This window comes from Amycolatopsis sp. NPDC051128 (assembly GCF_040682715.1).
Classification (GTDB): domain Bacteria; phylum Actinomycetota; class Actinomycetes; order Mycobacteriales; family Pseudonocardiaceae; genus Amycolatopsis.
This window is the reverse complement of record NZ_JBFBBN010000017.1, coordinates 116,789-135,565: the sequence shown is the minus strand read 5'-3', so window position 1 is coordinate 135,565 and position 18,777 is coordinate 116,789. Positions and strand designations below refer to the sequence as shown.

At 74.4% G+C, this 18,777-nt stretch carries 2 protein-coding genes; both read right to left on the bottom strand.

Annotated features, from left to right (window positions below):
• Nucleotides 1–50: 50 nt before the first annotated feature.
• Nucleotides 51–251: an MbtH family NRPS accessory protein gene (locus tag AB0M82_RS19800; protein WP_364723561.1), complete on the bottom strand. Its 201-nt coding sequence runs from the start codon at nt 249–251 to the stop codon at nt 51–53.
• Nucleotides 252–288: 37 nt separating this feature from the next.
• Nucleotides 289–18,261, bottom strand: coding sequence for a non-ribosomal peptide synthase/polyketide synthase (locus AB0M82_RS19795; RefSeq protein ID WP_364723558.1), 17,973 nt, complete (start codon nt 18,259–18,261; stop codon nt 289–291).
• Between the last annotated feature and the right edge of the window lie 516 nt (nt 18,262–18,777).

Genomic DNA, 18,777 nt, shown 5'->3' with positions numbered 1-18,777 from the left:
GCAACCTTCCGCGTCGGTTCGGCTCAAGCGGGGCGTGGTCGTGCGGTGGCTCAGCCGTCGGCGGCCATCTGCCGCTGCAGGCTCAGCGGCCGCATGTCGGTCCAGACCTCGTCGACGTGGTCCATGCACTCCTGGCGGCCGCCGCGGAACCCGTCGGCGCGCCAGCCCGCCGGGATCTCGTTCGTCAGCGGCCACAGCGAGTACTGGCCCTCGTCGTTGACCAGCACCTGGAACTCGGCGTCTTCCTGCATCGGGTTTTTCCTTTCGTGGGTGGGATTTCGTGGGGGCTCAGCCGTCGTGTCCGGCGGCGAGCCGTTCGAGGTCGCGCAGGACGCGTTCCTCGACGAGCTCGGCCAGCGCCAGCACGGTGCCGGCGGTCAGCACGTCCTTGGGGGTGAGCTCGACGTCGAAGGCGGACTTGGTCATCGACGTGATCCGCAGGCTGCGGACCGAGTCGCCGCCGAGGGCGAAGAAGTTGTCCTCGACCCCGACCCGGTCGATCCCGAGCGCTTCGGCCCAGATCGCGGCGAGGACCTCTTCGGTCTCGGTCTCCGGCGCCGCGTACTCCGCGCCGGCTTCCGGCGCGGCGGGCGCGGGCAGCGCCCGGCGGTCCAGCTTTCCGTTGGCGGTCAACGGAAGGGCGTCGAGCGGCACGAACGCCGACGGCACCAGGTGTCCCGGCAGGGTGGCGGCGACGTGCTCCCGCACCCCGGCCATGTCCGCGGGGCCGGCCACCACGTAGGCGACCAGCCGCTGGTCGATCGCGAGGACGGCGGCGTCGCGGACGGCCGGGTGCGCCCGCAGGACCGCTTCGATCTCGCCGGGCTCGACGCGGAAGCCGCGGATCTTGACCTGGTCGTCGGCGCGGCCGAGGAACTCGAGGACGCCGTCGGCCCGCCATCGCACCAGGTCGCCGGTGCGGTACATCCGGGTTCCCGGCGCGCCGAAGGGGTCGGCGAGGAACCGCGAGGCGGTGAGCCCCGGCCGGTTCAGGTAGCCGCGGGCCAGGCCGGGCCCGGAGACGTACAGCTCCCCCGCGACCCCGATCGGCACCGGGCGCAGCGCGGCGTCGAGGACGTGGGCGCGGGCGTTGCGGATCGGCCGGCCGATCGGCGGGGTGGCCCCCGGCTCCAGCGGGTCGCTCCAGGTCGCCACCACGGTGACCTCGGTGGGGCCGTAGGCGTTGATCATCCGCCGCCCCGGCGCCCAGCGGGCCACCAGATCGGCCGGGCAGGCCTCGCCGCCGGCCACCAGGGTCCGCAACGCGGGCAGCGCCACATCCGGCACGCTCGCCATCGCCACCGGCGGGATCAGCGCGTGGGTGACGCCCCGGTCGCGCAGGACCTCGGCGAGCTGGTCGCCGAGCAGCGGGCCCGGCGGCGGCACGACCAGCGCGGCGCCCGCCGGCAGGGCCATGCACAGTTCCAGCACCGAGGCGTCGAAACTGGGCGAGGAGAACTGGAGCACCCGGTCCCCGGGCCGGACGTCGAAGTGGTCGATCTCGGCGCCGGAGAAGCTCGCCAGGCCGGCGTGGGTGACCACGACGCCCTTCGGGGTACCGGTGGACCCGGACGTGTAGATCACGTACGCCGGCGCGGTGAGCGGCACGGCCCGGCCGAGCGGCTCGGCGGACAGGTGCTCGTCGACGTCGTCGAGCGTGAGCACGCTGTACCCGCCCAAGCGCCCCAATGTGGCGTTCGGTGCGTCCAAGCGCCCCAATGTGGCGTTCGGTGCGTCTAGCGCACCCAATGTGGCGTTCGGTGCATCCAAGCGCCCCAATGTGGCGTTCGGTGCATCCAACGCACCGAATGTGGCGTTCGGTGCGTCCAACGCACCCAAAGCCGCATTGGGGCGCTCGGGGCCGGGCCTGCTCTGGGGCAGCGGCGTTCCCGGCTGGGTCACCACGACGACCGGGTCGGCGTCGGCGAGCATGAACGCGATCCGCTCGGCCGGGTAGTCCGGATCGATCGGCAGGTACGCGGCGCCGGTCTTGAGCACGGCCAGCTGCGCGACGACGATCTCCACCGAGCGCGGCAGGGCGAGCGCGACGATCCGCTCCGGCCCGGCGCCGCGCGCGGCGAGCGCCCGGGCCAGCCGGTTCGCCCGGGTGTCCAGCTCGGCGAAGGTCAGCCGCTCGCCGCCGGCGAGCACCGCGACGGCGTCCGGGGTCCGGGCCACCTGGTCCTCGACGAGGCCGGTCAGGGTCACCGGGGGGACCTCGTGCCGGGTTTCGTTGAACGCCACCAGGATCTGGTCGCGTTCGGGCCCGGTCAGGACGTCGAGCGCCCCCAGCGGCCGCGCGGGGTCGTCGGCCAGGGCGTCGAGCACGTGCTCGAGCCGCCCGGCCAGCCGCTCGATCGTCGCCGCGTCGAACAGCGCCGGGTCGTAGCCGATCCCGAGCGACAGGCGCGGGCCCGGCGCGGCGACGACGCTGAGCGGGTAGTTCGTCGTCTCCTTCGCCTCGAGGTCCCGCAGGCGCACGCCGTGCCCGGCGACATCGCCGGCGGTGACCGGGTAGTTCTCGAACACCACGATGCTGTCGAACAGGTTCTGCCCGCCTTCGACACCGCTCCAGGACTGCACCGCGGTCAGCGGGACGTGCTCGAACCGGCGCGATTCCGCCTGGGCGGCCTGCAGGTCGCGCAGCCAATCAGCCGCCGGGACTGTCGGATTCACCGCGACCCGCACGGGGAGGGTGTTGATGAAGATGCCGGTGATGTCGTCGACCCCGGCCAGCCCGGCCGGGCGGCCGGACACGGTGGCGCCGAAGACGACGTCGTCCGCGCCGCTGTGGCGCGACAGCAGCAGCGCCCACGCGCCCTGAACGACGGCGTTGACGGTGAGCCGCTCGCGCCGGGCGAACGCCGCGAGGCGGGCGGTCCGGTCCTCGTCGAGCTCGCGGCCGGCCCACACCGACGAGCTCGCCTCGTGGGCCGCGGCCGGGGCCCGGTCGTAGGGCAGCGGCGTCGGCTCGGTGACGTCGCCGAGTTCGCCGCGCCAGTACTGTTCGGCGCCGTCGGAGTCCTGCGCGGCCAGCCAGGTCACGTAGTCGGCGAACGGACGGCGGTTCGGCAGGACCGGCGCGGCGCCGTCGCGCAGGGCGGCGTACGCGGCGCAGACGTCGGACAGCACCTGGAAGACGCTCCAGCCGTCCAGCAGGACGTGGTGGAAGGTCCAGACCAGCTGGACGGCGTCGTCCGGCAGCCGGGCCAAAGTGACTCGCAGCAGCGGCGCCGTCGCCAGGTCGAACGGCCGGGCGCGGTCGCGGGCCAGCAGGTCGCGCAGCGCCTCGGCGGTGTCGAGCCCCCGCCAGTCGAGTTCGGTGACCGGCACGCGCACGTCGCGGTGCACCACGAGGAGCGGCTCGGGGACGTCCTCCCAGACGACACTGCCGCGCAGGACCGGGGTCCGGTCGACCACGTGCTGCCACGCTTCGGCGAGTGCGCGCGGATCGGCGACCTCGTCGAGGACGGCGGTGACCTGTTCGAAGTAGACACCCTGCGCCTGCTGCGAAAGCCCGTGGAAGACCATGCCGGCCTGCATCGGGGTCAGCGGGTGGATGTCCGCCACGTCCCGGCCGTCGCCGGCGATCCGGTCGACCTGCCGCTGGTCCAGCCCGGCGAGGGGGAAGTCCGACGGCGTCCGGCCGCCCGCACCGGGCGCGGCGCAGTGCGCGACGACCTCGCCCAGCGCGGCCACCAGCTCGGCGGCCAGCCGCTCCACCGTTTCGGCGGTGTGCACCCCGGGCGAGTAGTACCAGGTCAGCTCCAGGGAGTCGGCGTCCACGCGGCCGACGACGTCGAGCAGGTGCGCCCGGCCCGCGCCGGCGCCGGCCGCGGAGTCGAGGCTGCCGGCCGCGCCGTCGAAGCGGCCCAGGTAGTTGAAGCCGATCTCGGCGTCGACAGCGGGCGCGGTGCCGGTCAGGTACCGCAGCGCCCCGAAGCCCACGCCGCGGCGGGGCACCGCGCGCAGTTGTTCCTTCACCGACTTGAGCAGGGTTCCCCAGTCGCCGCCGACCCGCAGCGCGACCGGGTACATCGAGGTGAACCAGCCGACCGTGCGGGACAGGTCGACGTCGTCGAACAGGTCTTCGCGGCCGTGCCCCTCCAGGTCGATCACCACGCCGTCGCGCCCGGTCCAGCCGGCCAGGACCCGGCCCAGCGCGGCCAGCAGCACGTCGTTGACCTGCGTCCGGTAGACGCCCGGGACGTCCTGCAGCAGGGCCCGGGTCAGTCCGGCGTCGAGACGCGCGGTGACCGTGCCGGTGGCGCCGGCCGCCGCCTCGCCGTCGACCGGCAGCGCGGGGTCGACGGCGAGAGCCGTGCGCCAGTACGGCAGTTCGTCGTCGAAGCCGCCCGCTTCGGCGTGACCGGCGAGCCGGTTGGCCCAGTCGCGGAACGACGTCGTCTTCGGCGGGAGCGGGCGCCGCTCGTACGCCGTTTCCAGGTCCTCCAGCAGGATCCGCCACGAGACGCCGTCGACGACCAGGTGGTCGACCGTCAGCCGCAGGACGGCCGGTTCGAGGAGTTCGGCGGTGAGCAGCGGGCCGTCGGCCACGTCGATGACCCCGTCCAGAAATTCGGCCGGCCCGGCCGGGGCGTTGTACTGGCCGTCGCCGGTGAACCGCATCCGCAGCGCGTCGTGGTGCTCGGCCAGCGTGGCCAGCGCCGCGCGCAGGGTCTCGACGTCGAACGGCTCGGGCCGCTCGATCCGGACGGACTGGGTGAACGCCGCGGGGTCGCCGAAGTCACCGGCGAAGAACCAGCGCTGGATCGGGGTCAGCGCGACCGCGCCGCTGACCGGGCCCTGGTCGGCCACGGTCGCCGCGGCCGACCCCGCGGCGACGGCCAGCGCCGCGACGGTCTGGTGGGCGAACAGGTCCCGCGGGGTGAGTGCGAGACCGTGCCGCCGGGCCCTCGAGACGACCTGGATGCTCAGGATCGAGTCACCGCCGAGTTCGAAGAAGTTGTCCTCGACGCCGACCCCGGGCACGCCCAGCACGTCGGCCCACACCTCGGCGAGCACCCGTTCGATCTCCGTGCGGGGCGGCAGGTACCCGTTCACCGGCGCCGCGGCCGGGGCCGGCAGCGCCTGCCGGTCGACTTTCCCGTTGCGGCTCAAGGGAAGCGCGTCGAGCGTGACGAAGGCCGAAGGCACCATGTAGTCGGGCAGGTCCCGCTGCAGCCACGCGCGCAGTTCGGCGGTGGCCGCCGTGGTGACCACGTAGGCGACGAGCCGCCGGTCGCGGGTGACGACGACGGCTTCGGCGACGCACGCGTGCGCGGCCAGCGCGGTCTCGATCTCGGCCGGCTCGATCCGGAACCCGCGGATCTTGACCTGGTCGTCGGCCCGGCCGACGAACTCCAGCACCCCGGCGCGGGACCAGCGGACCACGTCACCGGTGCGGTACATCCGCGCGCCCGGCGCGCCGAACGGGTTCGCCACGAACCGTTCCGCGGTGAGCCCGGCGCGGCCGAGGTACCCGCGGGCCACGCCGCTCCCGGCGATGAACAGCTCCCCCGCCACCCCCGGCGGCACCGGCCGCAGCCCGGCGTCGAGGACGTAGGCCGCCATGTTGTCCAGGGGCCGGCCGATCGGCACCACGTCGGGCACCGGCTCGTCCGGCGGCAGCACGCAGCGGCTGGCGAAGGTCGTGGTTTCGGTGGGGCCGTAGCCGTCGACGACGGTCAGGCCCGGGCACGCGTCCCGAACCTGGCGTACGGAGGCCGCGGGCACGACGTCGCCGCCGGTCCACACCTCCCGGACACCGCGCAGGCACGCGGGATCCTCCTGCGCCAGCAGGCGGAACAGCCCGGCGGTCAGCCACAGCGCACTCACCTCGTGCCCGGCGACGAGTCCGCGCAGGACATCGGCGTCGACGTCGCCCGGCGGCGCGACGACCACCCGGCCGCCGTTGAGCAACGGCACCCACACCTCGTACGTCGACGCGTCGAACGCCTGCGGCGAGTGCAGCAGCACGCTCCTGTGCGCGCCGTTCGCGAAGGACCGGTCCGAGGCCAGGCCGACGATGTCGCCGTGGGTCACCGCCACGCCCTTCGGCGTCCCCGTCGAACCCGACGTGTACATCACGTACGCCAGGTTTTCCGGCCGCACCACCACATCCGGCGCACCGACCGGCCCTTCGGAGGCGCCGGACAGCTCGTCCACCAGCACAGTCGGTCCACTGTGGACGCCGCGGTGGGACTCGTCGGTGAGCACGACGGAGACGCCCGCTTCGGCCAGCACCAGCCGCATCCGCCCGGCCGGGGCCCGCAGGTCGACCGGCACGTAGGCGGCGCCGGCCTTGAGCACCGCCAGTTCGGCGACGACCAGCTCCGCGGAGCGTTCGAGGAGCAGCCCGACCCGGTCCTCCACCCCGACACCGAGCCCGGTCAGCCGGTGCGCGAGCCGGTCGGCGCGGGCGTCGAGCTCGGCGTAGGACAGCTGCCCGAGCGCCAGGGCGTCCGGGGTCCGGGCGACCTGATCGGCGAACCGGCTCACCACGGTGGCCGCGGGCACCGGGTGCGCCGTGTCGTTGAACGTCCGCAGCACGCTTTCGCGGTCGTCCTCGGTCAGCAGGTCGAGCTCGCCGACCGGGCGGCCGGGCGCGGCGGCGATCCGGTCGAGGACGAGGACCAGGTGCCCGGCCAGCCGCTCGATCGTGGCCGCGTCGAACAGGTCGGGGTCGTGGTCGAACGACACCGACAGCCGCTCGCCCGGCGTGACCACCACGCTGAGCGGGTAGTTGGTCGGCTGCAGGTCGCCTTCCTCGTGCAGGCCGATGCCGTGCGCGGCGATGGCCTCGGAGTCGAAGGGGTAGTTCTCGAAGACGAGGATGCTCTCGAACAGCGTGGTGCCCGACCAGCCCTGCAGCTGGGCCAGTGACACGAAGTCGAACCGGCGGGAGCGGGACTGGGCCGCCTGCAGGTCACGCAGCCACGCGGAAACCGTCTGTCCATCGTGGACGGTGACCCGGCTGGGCAGGGTGTTGATGAACAGGCCGACCATCGACTCCACGCCCGGCAGGTCGGCGGGCCTGCCCGACACGGTGGTGCCGAAGACGACGTCGGATTCGCCGCTGTGGCGCGAAAGCACCAGTCCCCACGCGCCCTGGACGATCGTGTTGAGGGTCAGCCCGGCTCGGCGCGCCAGCTCCCGCAGCCCGTCGGCCGGCGCCGACACCCGGATCGACGCGGCCGACCGGGCGCGGTGCACCTCCTGCGGGCGGCGGTCGTAGGGCAGCGGGGTCGGCGTCCGCAGGCCGGCCAGCTCGGCGCGCCAGTGGCGTTCGGCGGCCGCGGTGTCCTGCTCGCCGAGCCAGCGCAGGTACTCCCGGAACGGCGGCCGGTGGCCCGGGGCGGCGGCGCCGGCGTACCGGTCGCAGACCTCGCCGAACACCTGGGCGGCGCTCCAGCCGTCGAGCAGCACGTGGTGGAACGTCCACATCATCAGCACGTCCCCGCCGGGCAGGCGGGCGAACGCCAGCCGCATCAGGGGCGCGGCCGCCAGGTCGAACCCCTGCGCGCGGTCCGCTTCGAGGAACCGCTCGCGCTCGCGGGCGCGCTCCTCGTCGTCGAGCGCCGTCCAGTCGAGCTGGACGACCGGCACCGTGGCGGCCCGCTCGACGACCTGCACCGGCTCGTCGAGCCCGTCCCAGACGACGCGGCTGCGCAGCACCGGCGTGGCCGCGACGACCTCGTGCCAGGCGCGGGCCAGGCGATCGGGGTCGGTGATGCCGGTCAGCCGCAGCCGCACCTGGTTGAGGTAGGTCCCGGCCGCGCCGTCGACGAGGCTGTGGAACACCATGCCCGACTGCATCGGGGTCAGCGGGTAGACGTCTTCGACCGTGCGGCCGGTTCCGGCGAGCCGGTCGACCGCGGCCTGGTCGAGGCGGGCCAGCGGGAAGTCCGACGGCGTGCGGCCGCCGGCGTCCGGGCGGGCGCAGTGCTCGACGATCCCGGTCAGCGCGGCGAGCAGGGCGTCGGCCAGGCGGCGCACGGTGGCTTCGGTGTGCACCTGCTCCGAGTAGTGCCAGGTCAGTTCGAGCCGGTCGCCGACGACCGCGCCGACGACGTCGAGCAGGTGCCCGCGGGTCTGCTCCGGGTGCGCCGCCCCGCCCAGCCCGCCGCCGTGGTCGAACCGGCCGAGGTAGTTGAAGCTGATGCCGGGTTCGACGTGCGGGGCGGTGCCGGTGAGGTAGCGCAGGGCGCCGTAGCCGACCCCCCGGCGGGGAACCGCGCGCAGCTGTTCCTTGGTCTGCTTCAGTGCCTCGCCCCAGTCGCCGCCGGGGACGGTGAGCGCGACCGGGAAGATCGAGGTGAACCAGCCGACGGTGCGGGAGAGGTCGATCCCGGGGAACAGGTCCTCCCGGCCGTGCCCTTCGAGGTCCACCAGGACGCGGTCGCGGCCGGTCCAGTCCGCGAGGACCCGGCCGAGCGCGGTCAGCAGGACGTCGTTGACCTGTGTCCGGTACGCCCCCGGCACGTCGTGGAGCACCGCCCGGGTCGGTTCGGCGGGCAGCCGCACGACCACCGACCGGGCGGAGCCGTAGGTGTTTTCGCCGGTCGCGTCGACCGGCAGCGTGGGGTCGGCGGCGGTGGCCGCCCAGTGGGCGAGTTCGTCGTCGAAGCCGCCCGCGGCGGCGTGCCCGGCCAGTGTCCGGGCCCAGTCGCGGAAGGACGTCGTCCGGCCGGCGAGTTCGCCGCCGGCGAGCAGGGTTTCGAGGTCTTCCAGGAGGATCCGCCACGACACGCCGTCGACCACCAGGTGGTGCGCGGCGAGCGTCAGCGTCGTGCCGGACAGCTCGGCCCGCAGCAGCGGTCCCCGTTCGAGGTCGATGGTGGCGCCGAGGACGTCCTCGTCCGCGGTGGGCGCGTGGTACTGGCCGTCGGCGGTGAACCGGAGCCGCAGCGCGTCGTGGTGCAGCTGGAGTTCCCGCAACGCGCGGCGCAGCACCGCCGGGTCCGGCGGAGCGGGCAGCTCCACCGAGACGGACTGGACGAACTGCTCGGGGTGCACCGGCTTCGGGTCGAGGTACCAGTGCTGGACCGGCGTCAGCGGCACCTCGCCGGTCACCGGTCCCGCTTCGGCGCCGGCCGCGGCCGGGGCGGCGGTCGCGGCGAGGGCCAGCGCGGCGACGGTCGGGTGGTCGAACACCTGGCCCGGCATCAGCTCCAGCCCGGCCCGGCGGGCCCGGGAGACCACCTGGATGCTGAGGATCGAGTCGCCGCCGAGTTCGAAGAAGTTGTCGTCGGCGCCGATCCGGTCCAGGCGCAGGACTTCCGCCCAGATGCCGGCGAGCAGCCGCTCGGCGGCCGTGGCCGGCTCCCGGTACCCCGGCGCCGGCACGCGGTCCGGCGCGGGCAGCGCCCGCCGGTCGACCTTGCCGTTCTTGTTGAGGGGCAGGGTTTCGAGCGGCACGTAGACCGCGGGGACGAGGTAGTCCGGCAGGGAGCGGAGCAGGAACTCGCGCAGGTCCGGCGTCCCGGTCGTGACGACGTAGGCGATCAGCCGCTTGCTCCCGGCCGTCTCCGCGGCGACGACGACGGCCTCGGCGACGTCGGGATGGGCGGTCAGCGCGGTCTCGATCTCCCCCAGCTCGATCCGGAAGCCGCGGATCTTGACCTGGTCGTCGGCCCGGCCGACGAACTCCAGCACCCCGGCGCGGGACCAGCGGACGAGGTCGCCGGTGCGGTACATCCGCGCACCCGGTGTGCCGTAAGGGTTCGCCAGGAACCGTTCGGCCGTCAGCGCCGGTTGCCCCAGGTAGCCGCGGGCCAGCCCGATGCCGGCGAGGTACAGCTCGCCGACGGCGCCCGGCGCGACCGGGCGCAGCCCGGTGTCGAGCACGTAGGCCGCCATGTTGGCCTGCGGCCGGCCGATCGGCAGCACGTCCGGCACCGGCTCGCCCGGCGGCAGGAGGAGGTGGCTGGCGAAGGTCGTCGTCTCGGTCGGCCCGTAGACGTCCGCCACGGCCAGGCCGGGACACGCCGCCAGCACCTGGCGCACCGCGGCGGGGGGAACCACTTCGCCGCCGGTCCACACCTCGCGGACACCCCGCAGGCACGCGGGATCCTCCTGCGCCAGCACCCGGAACAGTCCCGACGTCAGGAACATCGCCCGCACCTCGTGCGCGGCGACCACCCGGCGCAGCACCTCGGCGTCGATGTCCCCGGGCGGCGCGACGACGACCCGGCCGCCGGTGAGCAGCGGCACCCACACCTCGTACGTCGACGCGTCGAACGCCTGCGGGGAGTGCATCAGCACCGACCGGTGCGCCGGGCCGGAGAAGCACCGGTCGAGCGCCAGGCCGATGATGTCCCGGTGGGTCACCGCCACGCCCTTCGGCGTCCCCGTCGAGCCCGACGTGTACATCACGTACGCCAGGTTTCCGGGCCGCACAAGGACATCCGGCGCCTCGGCCGGGGCGTCGACGGGCTCGCCGACCAGCACTACCGGTCCACTGTGGACGTCCCGGGCGAGGTCGTGGCGCACCTCGTCGGTCACCAGCACGCGCACGCCATCGAGCAACGCGCTCAGCCGCTCCCGCGGCGCCCGGGCGTCCAGCGGCAGGTACGCGCCGCCGGCCTTGAGCACCGCCAGCTCGGCGACGACGACGTCCGCCGACCGGCGCAGCAGCAGCGCCACCAGCTCGTCCCGCCCGGCGCCGAGCGCGATCAGCCGGTGCGCCAGCCGGTTCGCGCGGGCGTCGAGTTCCGCGTACGTCAGGGTTTCCGCGCCGGTGACGGCGACCGCGCCGGGAGCGCGCCGCACCTGCTCGGCGAACAGTTCCGGCACGGTCCCGGCCGGCAGGTCCTGCGCGGTGTCGTTCCACGCGACCAGCACGTCGTGCCGCTCCGCGTCGGTCAGCATCCGCAGGCGCGAAACCGGCTGGTCGAGCCCGGCCGCGAGCTCGGTGAGCAGGGTGCGGAGGTGCCCGGCGAACCCGGCGACCGTCTCGGCGTCGAACAGTGCCGGGTCGTAGCCGAAGGCCAGGTCCAGCCGCTCGTCGCCGGGGTAGGCGACGACGTGGAGCGGGTAGTTGGTGGTTTCCACGCCGCGCAGTTCGCGGAGCCCGAGTCCCGCGGTGACCGGGTAGTTCTCGAAGACCAGGAGGGTGTCGAACAGGCCGCCCATGCTCTGCAGGCGGGCCAGGGGAACGTGGTCGAACCGCCGCGCCTCCGCCTGCGTGGCCTGCAGGTCACGCAGCCAGTCGAGCACGCGCACGCGGTCGTCGACGTCGGTGACCACCGGCAACGTGGTGATGAACATGCCGGTGATCTCGTCGGCCCCGGGCAGTTCGGCGGGCCGCCCGGCGACCGTGCTGCCGAAGCAGACCTCGGGCCGGCCGCCGTGGCGGGCCAGCAGCACCGCCCAGGCGCCCTGGACGAGGGTGTTCAGGGTCAGCCCGTGGCGTTGCGCGGCGGCGCGCAGCGGGCCGGCGGGGACGTCGGTCCGCAGGGACGCCGTCGAAGCGACGACGTGCGCGTCCGGGGAGTGGTCGGGCGACAGCCGGACGTGGTCCGGCCGGCCGGAAAGCTGTTCGCGCCAGTACCGTTCGGCGGCGGGCTGGTCCTGTTCGGACAGCCAGCGGACGTGGTCGCGGAACGGGCGCCGGGTGGGCAGCGGCCGTCCGGCGTGCGCCGCCGAGACGTCGGAGAGCACCTGGAAGAGGCTCCAGCCGTCCAGCAGGAGGTGGTGGAACGTCCAGACCACCCGGACCTCGGTCGCCGAGAGGCGAGCGATCAACAGGCGCATCAGCGGCAGCGCGCCCAGGTCGAGCCCGGCGGCGCGGTCGGCCGCCAGCACGGCGTCCAGGTCGGCGTGGTCCTCGGTGCCGCCGGACCAGTCGCGGTGCTCCACCGGCAGGACCGCCCGCCGGTGAACGACCTGCACGGGAGCGTCGAGGCCGTCCCAGACGACCCGGCCGCGCAGCACCGGGGTCCGGTCCACCACGTGCTGCCACGCCCGGGCGAGGGCGGCCGGGTCGGGCACGCCGGTCATCACGAACGTCACCTGCTGGAGGTAGGCGTCGCGGCCGCCGGTGAGCCCGTGGAACAGCATGCCGGCCTGGGCCGGGGTGAGCGGGTAGACGTCCTCGACGTCGCGGCCGTCGCCGGCGACCAGGTCCACGCCTGCCTGGTCGAGGCGCGCCAGCGGGAAGTCCGACGGCGTGCGGCCGCCGGCGGCCGGCTCGGCGCAGTGCGCGGCGATCTCCTTCAGCCCGCGGACGAGGTCGCCGGCGACCGCGGCGATGGTGGCTTCGCGGTGCAGCCGGCCGGAGTAGAACCAGGTGATTTCCAGGCAGCCGCCGGTGACCCGGCCGACCACGTCGACGGCGTGGCCCCGGATCGCGTCGGGGCTTTGCGACAGTTCGAGGTCGCGCTCGAGGCCCTGGTAGAGCTCGCCGGTCACGTCGAAGCGGCCGAGGTAGTTGAAGCTGATCCGGGGCGTCACCGCGGGTGCGGTCCCGGCGAGGTGGTGCAGCACGCCGTAGGACAGCCCGCGGGCCGGGACGGCGCGCAGCTGCTCCTTGACGGACTTGAGCCGGGTGCCCCACCCGGTGCCGGGCACGTCGAGGGCGACGGGGAACAAGGACGTGAACCAGCCGACCGTGCGGGACAGGTCGACGTCGTCGAACAGGTCTTCGCGGCCGTGCCCTTCGAGGTCGAGCAGGACCCGGTCGGCGCCGGTCCACCGGCGCAGGGCGCCGCCGAGCGCGGCCAGCAGCACGTCGTTGACCTGCGTGCGGTAGACGCCGGGGACCTCCTGCAGCAGCGCCCGGGTCAGCTCGGCGTCCAGCTTGGTCGTCACGGTCCGGGTGCTCGCCACGGTGTTGACGCCGTCGGTGTCCAGCGGGATCTGGGCGCCGTCGACGGCGCGCCAGTGGCCGAGGTCCTCGTCGAAGGAGTGCGCGGCGAGCCGGGACGCCCAGTCCTGGAACGACGTCGTCCGGGGGCCCAGGTCCTCGCCCCGGTACGCGCGGTCGAGGTCTTCCAGCAGGATCCGCCAGGAAACCCCGTCCACCACGAGGTGGTGCACGGCCAGGCGCAACGTCGTGCCGGTCAGTTCCGCGCGCATCAGCGGGCCGTGTTCGAGGTCGATCGCCGCGCCGAAGACGTCGGTCTCCCCCGGTTCGGCGTGGTCCTGCGTCCAGCCGGCTTCGGTGCGGCGGAACCGGAGCCGCAGGGCGTCGTGGTGGCCGGCGACGGTGTTCAACGCGGCTCGCAGCCGCGCCTCGTCGACGTCGTCGGTGAGCCGGATGCTCAGCTCCTGGGTGAAGTGGTCCGGGTCGGCCGGCCCGGCGTCGAGGAACCAGCGCTGGATCGGGGTCGGCACGACCGTTCCGGTCGCCGGCGCGCGCTCGGTGACCACGGTGGCGGTGGTTCCGGCCGCCGCGGCCAGCGCGGCGATCGTCTGGTGCCGGAAGACGTCCCGGGTGGTGATCCGCAGGCCGGCCTTCGCGGCCTCGGACACGAGCCGGATGCTCAGGATCGAGTCGCCGCCCAGCTCGAAGAAGTTGTCCTCGACGCCGACCTCGGGCAGCCCGAGCGCCTCGGCCCAGATGTCGGCGAGCAGCCGTTCGACGGGGGTCCGTGGCGCCACGCGGGTGGCGGTGGCGGCCCAGTCCGGGGCGGGCAGGGCGCGCCGGTCGAGCTTGCCGCTGGGGTTGAGCGGCAGCCGGTCGAGCGACACGAACGCCGACGGCACCAGGTGCGCCGGCAGCGAACCGCCGAGGAATTCCCGCAGCTGCGCGGGCGTGACCGAGCCACCGGGCACCACGTAGGCGACCAGCCGCTGGTGCCCGGCGTCCTTGCGCGCGACCACCACCGCCTCGGCCACGCCGGGGTGCCGCCGCAGGGCGACCTCGATCTCGCCGGGCTCGATCCGGAAACCGCGGATCTTGACCTGGTCGTCGGCGCGGCCCAGGTACTCCAGTTCGCCCCGCTCGGTCCAGCGCACGACGTCGCCGGTCCGGTACATCCGGGCGCCCGGGTCGCCGAAGGGATCGGCGACGAACCGGCCGGCAGTCAGGCCCGGCCGGCCGAGGTAGCCCCGGGCCACGCCCGCGCCACCGAGGTGGAGCTCGCCGGGCACGCCGACGGGCACGCGCCGCATCCCGGCGTCGAGCACGTGGGCGTGGATCCCGGCGATCGGCCGGCCGATCGGCGGGGTGCGGTCGGTGTCGTGGTACCACGCGGTGGCGTACACAGTGGACTCGGTCGGGCCGTAGATGTTCGCGATCCGGCTGTCCGGCAAGGCTTTCCGGATGTCGCGCAGCGCGTCGAGGGTCAGTGCCTCGCCGGCCAGCACCACGGTCGACGGCCGCACCGAGACGGCTCCCTGCGCCAGCAGCTGGGCGAACGCCGAAGGCACGCCGCTCACCAGGCCGACCGCCCGGTCGGCCTGGTGAGCAGGCCGCTCGCCGAGGGCCAGCACGTCCCGGACGACCTCGACGGTGGCTCCCGTCATCAGCGGCGCGAACACCTCGAACACCGAGACGTCGAAGTTGAGCGACGTCGAGGCGACCACCGTCGTGCCGGGGCGGAAGACGGCCCCGAAATCGGTGCCCGCCCACGCCATCAGGTTCGCCGCGCTGCGGTGGGCGATCACGACGCCCTTGGGCCGGCCGGTGGAGCCGGACGTGTGGATCACGTAGGCCGGGTTGGCGGGGTCGGGCCCGCCGTCGAGCGGCGCCGCGGACCGGCCGGCGAGCAGCCCGGGGTCGTCGAACGCCAGCGCGGGGATGGTGCCGGGGCTCCGCCCGTCCGGGGTCAGCAGCAGGACCGGCTCGGCGTCGTCGATCATCAGGGCGACCCGGTCGGCCGGGTAGGCCGGGTCGACCGGCAGGTACGCCGCGCCGGACTTGAGCACCCCGAGCAGCGCCACCAGGATCCGTTCCGTGCGCGGCAGCGAGACGGCGACGAACCGCTCGGGCGCGGCGCCCCGGTCGCGCAGAACCCGCGCCAGCCGGTTGGCCTCGGCGTCGAGCTCCCGGTAGGTCAGCCGGCGGTCCCCGCAGACGACGGCGACCGCGTCCGGCGTGCGGGCCGCCTGTGCCTCGAACAGGCGGGGCAGGGTGGCCGCGGGGACCGGGACCGCCGGGCCCCGCGAAAAGTCCTGGAGCCGGGCCAGCTCGGCGTCGTCCATGATCGGCAGTTCGGCCACCGGCCGGCGCGGATCGGCGACCACGGCCTCGGCGAGCACCCGCAGGTGCCCGGCGAAGCGGTCGATCGTCGCGGCGTCGAAGAGGGCGGTGTCGTACTCGATCGCGAACCCGCGGCCGTGCGGCCGGAACTCCAGCACGAGGTCGAACCGGGCCCGGGGGCGGGGCAGGTCGTGCTCGCCCAGCCGCAGGCGGCCCGCCTCCCGGGGCCGGACGAGGTCCTGCTGGAGCACCACCAGGACCTGCACCAGCGGTGTCCGGCCCGGATCACGGGCCGGCCGCAGGTCGTCGACGACCTGGTCGAAGGGGACCTCGCCGGCGGCGAACGCCGCGAGAGTCGTTTCCTTGACGTGGCCGAGGAAGTCGTCGAACGGCCGGGCCGGATCGACGGTGGAACGCAGCACCAGGGTGTTGACGAAGAACCCGGCGAGGCGTTCGAGCTGGTCGTGGTCGCGACCGGACACCGCGGTGCCGACGGCGATGTCGTCCTGCCCGGTGTAGCGGGCCAGCAGCAGCTGGACCACCGCCGTCAGCGTCGTGAACAGGGTGGTGCCGGTGTCCTGGCCGAGGGCGGCGAGGTCGCGGGCGAGCGCGTCGGGCAGCGCGTAGCGGCGGATCGCGCCGTGGGTGCCGCGGACGGGCGGACGAGGCCGGTCGGTGGGCAGCTCCAGGGGCTCCAGCCCGGCCAGCCGTTCCCGCCAGTACGCCAGCTGCCGCTCGCGCAGCGGACCGGCCAGCCGGTCGTGGTGCCACCGGGAGTAGTCGCGGTACCCGATCGGCAGCGGGGCGAGCTCTTCCCCCGCGTAGAGCGCGGCCAGTTCGTCGACGAGCAGGCCGACCGACCAGCCGTCGGTGACGATGTGGTGCTGGCACACCAGAAGGACGTGCTCGTCGGGGCCGAGGCGGATCAGCGTGGCCCGGGTGAGCGGCCCGGCGCTCAGGTCGAACGGGCGGTCCAGTTCGGCGGCGAGCAGCGCGTCCAAGTCGGCACCGTCGTCGCCGGCGTCAACGTCGGTCAGCGGGATCGTCCCGGTTTCGGCGACCACCTGGACGCCCTGCCCGTCGACGGTGCGGAACGTCGTCCGGAGTGCCTCGTGCCGCGCGGCCAGGCCGTCCAGCGCGGTCCGTAGTGCTTCGCGGTCCAGCCGGCCGGACAGGGTGAGCCCGACGCCGGTGTTGTACTCGGTGCTGCCCGGGGCCTGCTCGTCGAGCATCCACAGCCGGCGCTGGACCGGCGACACCGGCACCGCCGCCTCGTGGGCGACGCGCTCGATCCGGCCGCCGGTCACGCCGAGGGCAACACTGCCTTCGGGCAGCAGCGCGGCGAGCTTCGCGATGGTCCGGGCGTCGAAGACCACCCGTGGGGACAGCTCCGCCCCGAAGCGGGCGCGGATCCGCGCAAGCGCTTTCGCGCCGAGGATCGAGTCCCCGCCGAGCTCGAAGAAGTCCGCCTCGACGCCGATCTCGGGCACGCCGAGCAGGTCGGCCCAGATCTCGGCGAGGATCCGCTCGGCCGGGGTCCGGGGCGCGGTGTGGGTCGCGCGGACCTGGGCCTGCCAGTCGGGCTCGGGCAGCGCGTCGCGGTCGAGCTTGCCGTGCCGGGTCAGGGGCATCTTCGCGAGCGGGACGAACGCGGCCGGGACCAGGTACGGCGGGAGCCGGTCGGCCACGGCGGCGCGCAGGGCCGCCGGATCGGCGTCCCCGACGACGTAGGCGACCAGGCGCTTGACGCCCGGCTGGTCCTCCCGGGCGACGACCACCGCCTCCCGGACGTCCGGCCGGCTCAGCAGCAGCGCTTCGATCTCGCCCGGCTCGATCCGGAAGCCCCGGATCTTGACCTGGTGGTCCGTCCGCCCGACGAATTCGAGCTCGCCCGACGCGGTCCGGCGGACCACGTCACCGGTCCGGTACATCCGGGTGCCCGGCTCGCCGGACGGGTCGGCCACGAACCGGCTCGCGGTGAGCCCCGGCCGGTCGAGGTAGCCCCGGGCCAGTCCCGGGCCGGCGAGGTACAGCTCCCCGGTGGTGGCCGGGCGCAGCGCTTCGTCGAGCACGTACGTGGTGGTCTCCGGCAGGGACCGGCCGATCGGCGGCGGTGTCCCCCCGGGGACGAGCGGGTCGCTCCAGGTCGCCACGACGGTGGCCTCGGTGGGACCGTAGGAGTTGATCATCCGGCGGCCGGGCGCCCAGGTCCGGACCAGTTCGGGCGGGCAGGCGTCACCCCCGACGATCACGGTGCGGAACCCGGGCAGGGCCGCGGCGTGCGCCGGCGACAGCGTGGCCAGCGCGACCGGCGGGATCAGAGCGTGGGTGACCCGGTGGGCGGCCAGGACCTCGGCGAGCCGGTCACCCAGCAGCGGCCCGGCCGGGGGCACGACGAGCGCCGCGCCGGACGGCAGCGCCATGCCCAGCTCCAGGATCGAGGCGTCGAAGCTGGGCGAGGAGAACTCCAGCACCCGGTCGCCGGGCCGCACGTCGTACCGGTCCCGCATCGCGGCGAAGAACCCGGCCAGCCCGCGGTGGGTGACGAGCACGCCCTTGGGGACGCCGGTCGAGCCGGAGGTGTAGATGAGGTACGCCGGGTGCGCGACGCGCAGCGGGCGCGTCCGGTCCGCGTCGGTGAGGTCGTGGCCGGGCAGGCCGTCGAGCAACCCCGGCTCGTCGAGGGCGACGGTGGCCGTCGAGCCCAGCCCCGCCGGCCCGTTCGACGACCGGGTCAGGACGAGCACGGGCCGCGCGTCGGCGAGCATGAAGGCGATCCGCTCGGCCGGGTGGTCCGGGTCGATCGGCAGGAAGGCCGCGCCGGCCTTGGCCGCCGCGAGCTGCGCGACGACGAGGCCTGCCGACCTCGGCAGCGCGAGCGCGACGACGCGTTCGGGCCCCGCGCCGTGCCGGATCATCAGCCGCGCCAGCCGGTTCGCCCGGGCATTCAGCTCCGCGTAGGTCAGCGTGCCGTCCGCACCCGTCAGCGCCGGTTCGAGGGGGGTGCGGGCGACCTGTGCCTGGACCAGCTCGGCGAGGGTAGGCGCGGGCGTCGATCTGTCGTCGTCGGCCACCGCGTCGGCGGCGGAAACGGTGACGTCGTATCGCGGCATTTTCGGAAACCTTTCGAGCACGGTGACGTCAGCGCAGGGCCGTCCGGGCGCTGGGAGAGGGCACCCGGGACCGGGTGCGGATTGGGTGATCCCCAGGTTCGCCGAAGCCTCGATCCGGAAGCGCCGGCGCTTCTTGCCACTCGTTCAACAAATCGGTCCGGCACCTCGCGCGCCGAGCCGGACCGGAGCAGCGAACACAAGAAGACACCAATGATCCTTTCGGGCACGGCAACCGCGCGGCGACGTCGGGAAAGGGTTCCGATATCGGCCGCCCCCACGTGGTCGCCGATTCGGTTCCGGCCCGTCGTACGACCGCGGTAATCACCGTTGTTCGTGCGACAAGTTGGTCGATCCGGCAGTCAGCGGCCCCCCACGACCACCGGATTCGCCACACGTTACCTATCCGCCACCAAGCTCGTACCGCCAAACGGAGCATCGCGCCAAACGGCCGACAAAACGCACCGAAGAGCCCCCCTGACAATGAGCAGAGGGGTGGCAGACATCATCACTCTTCTG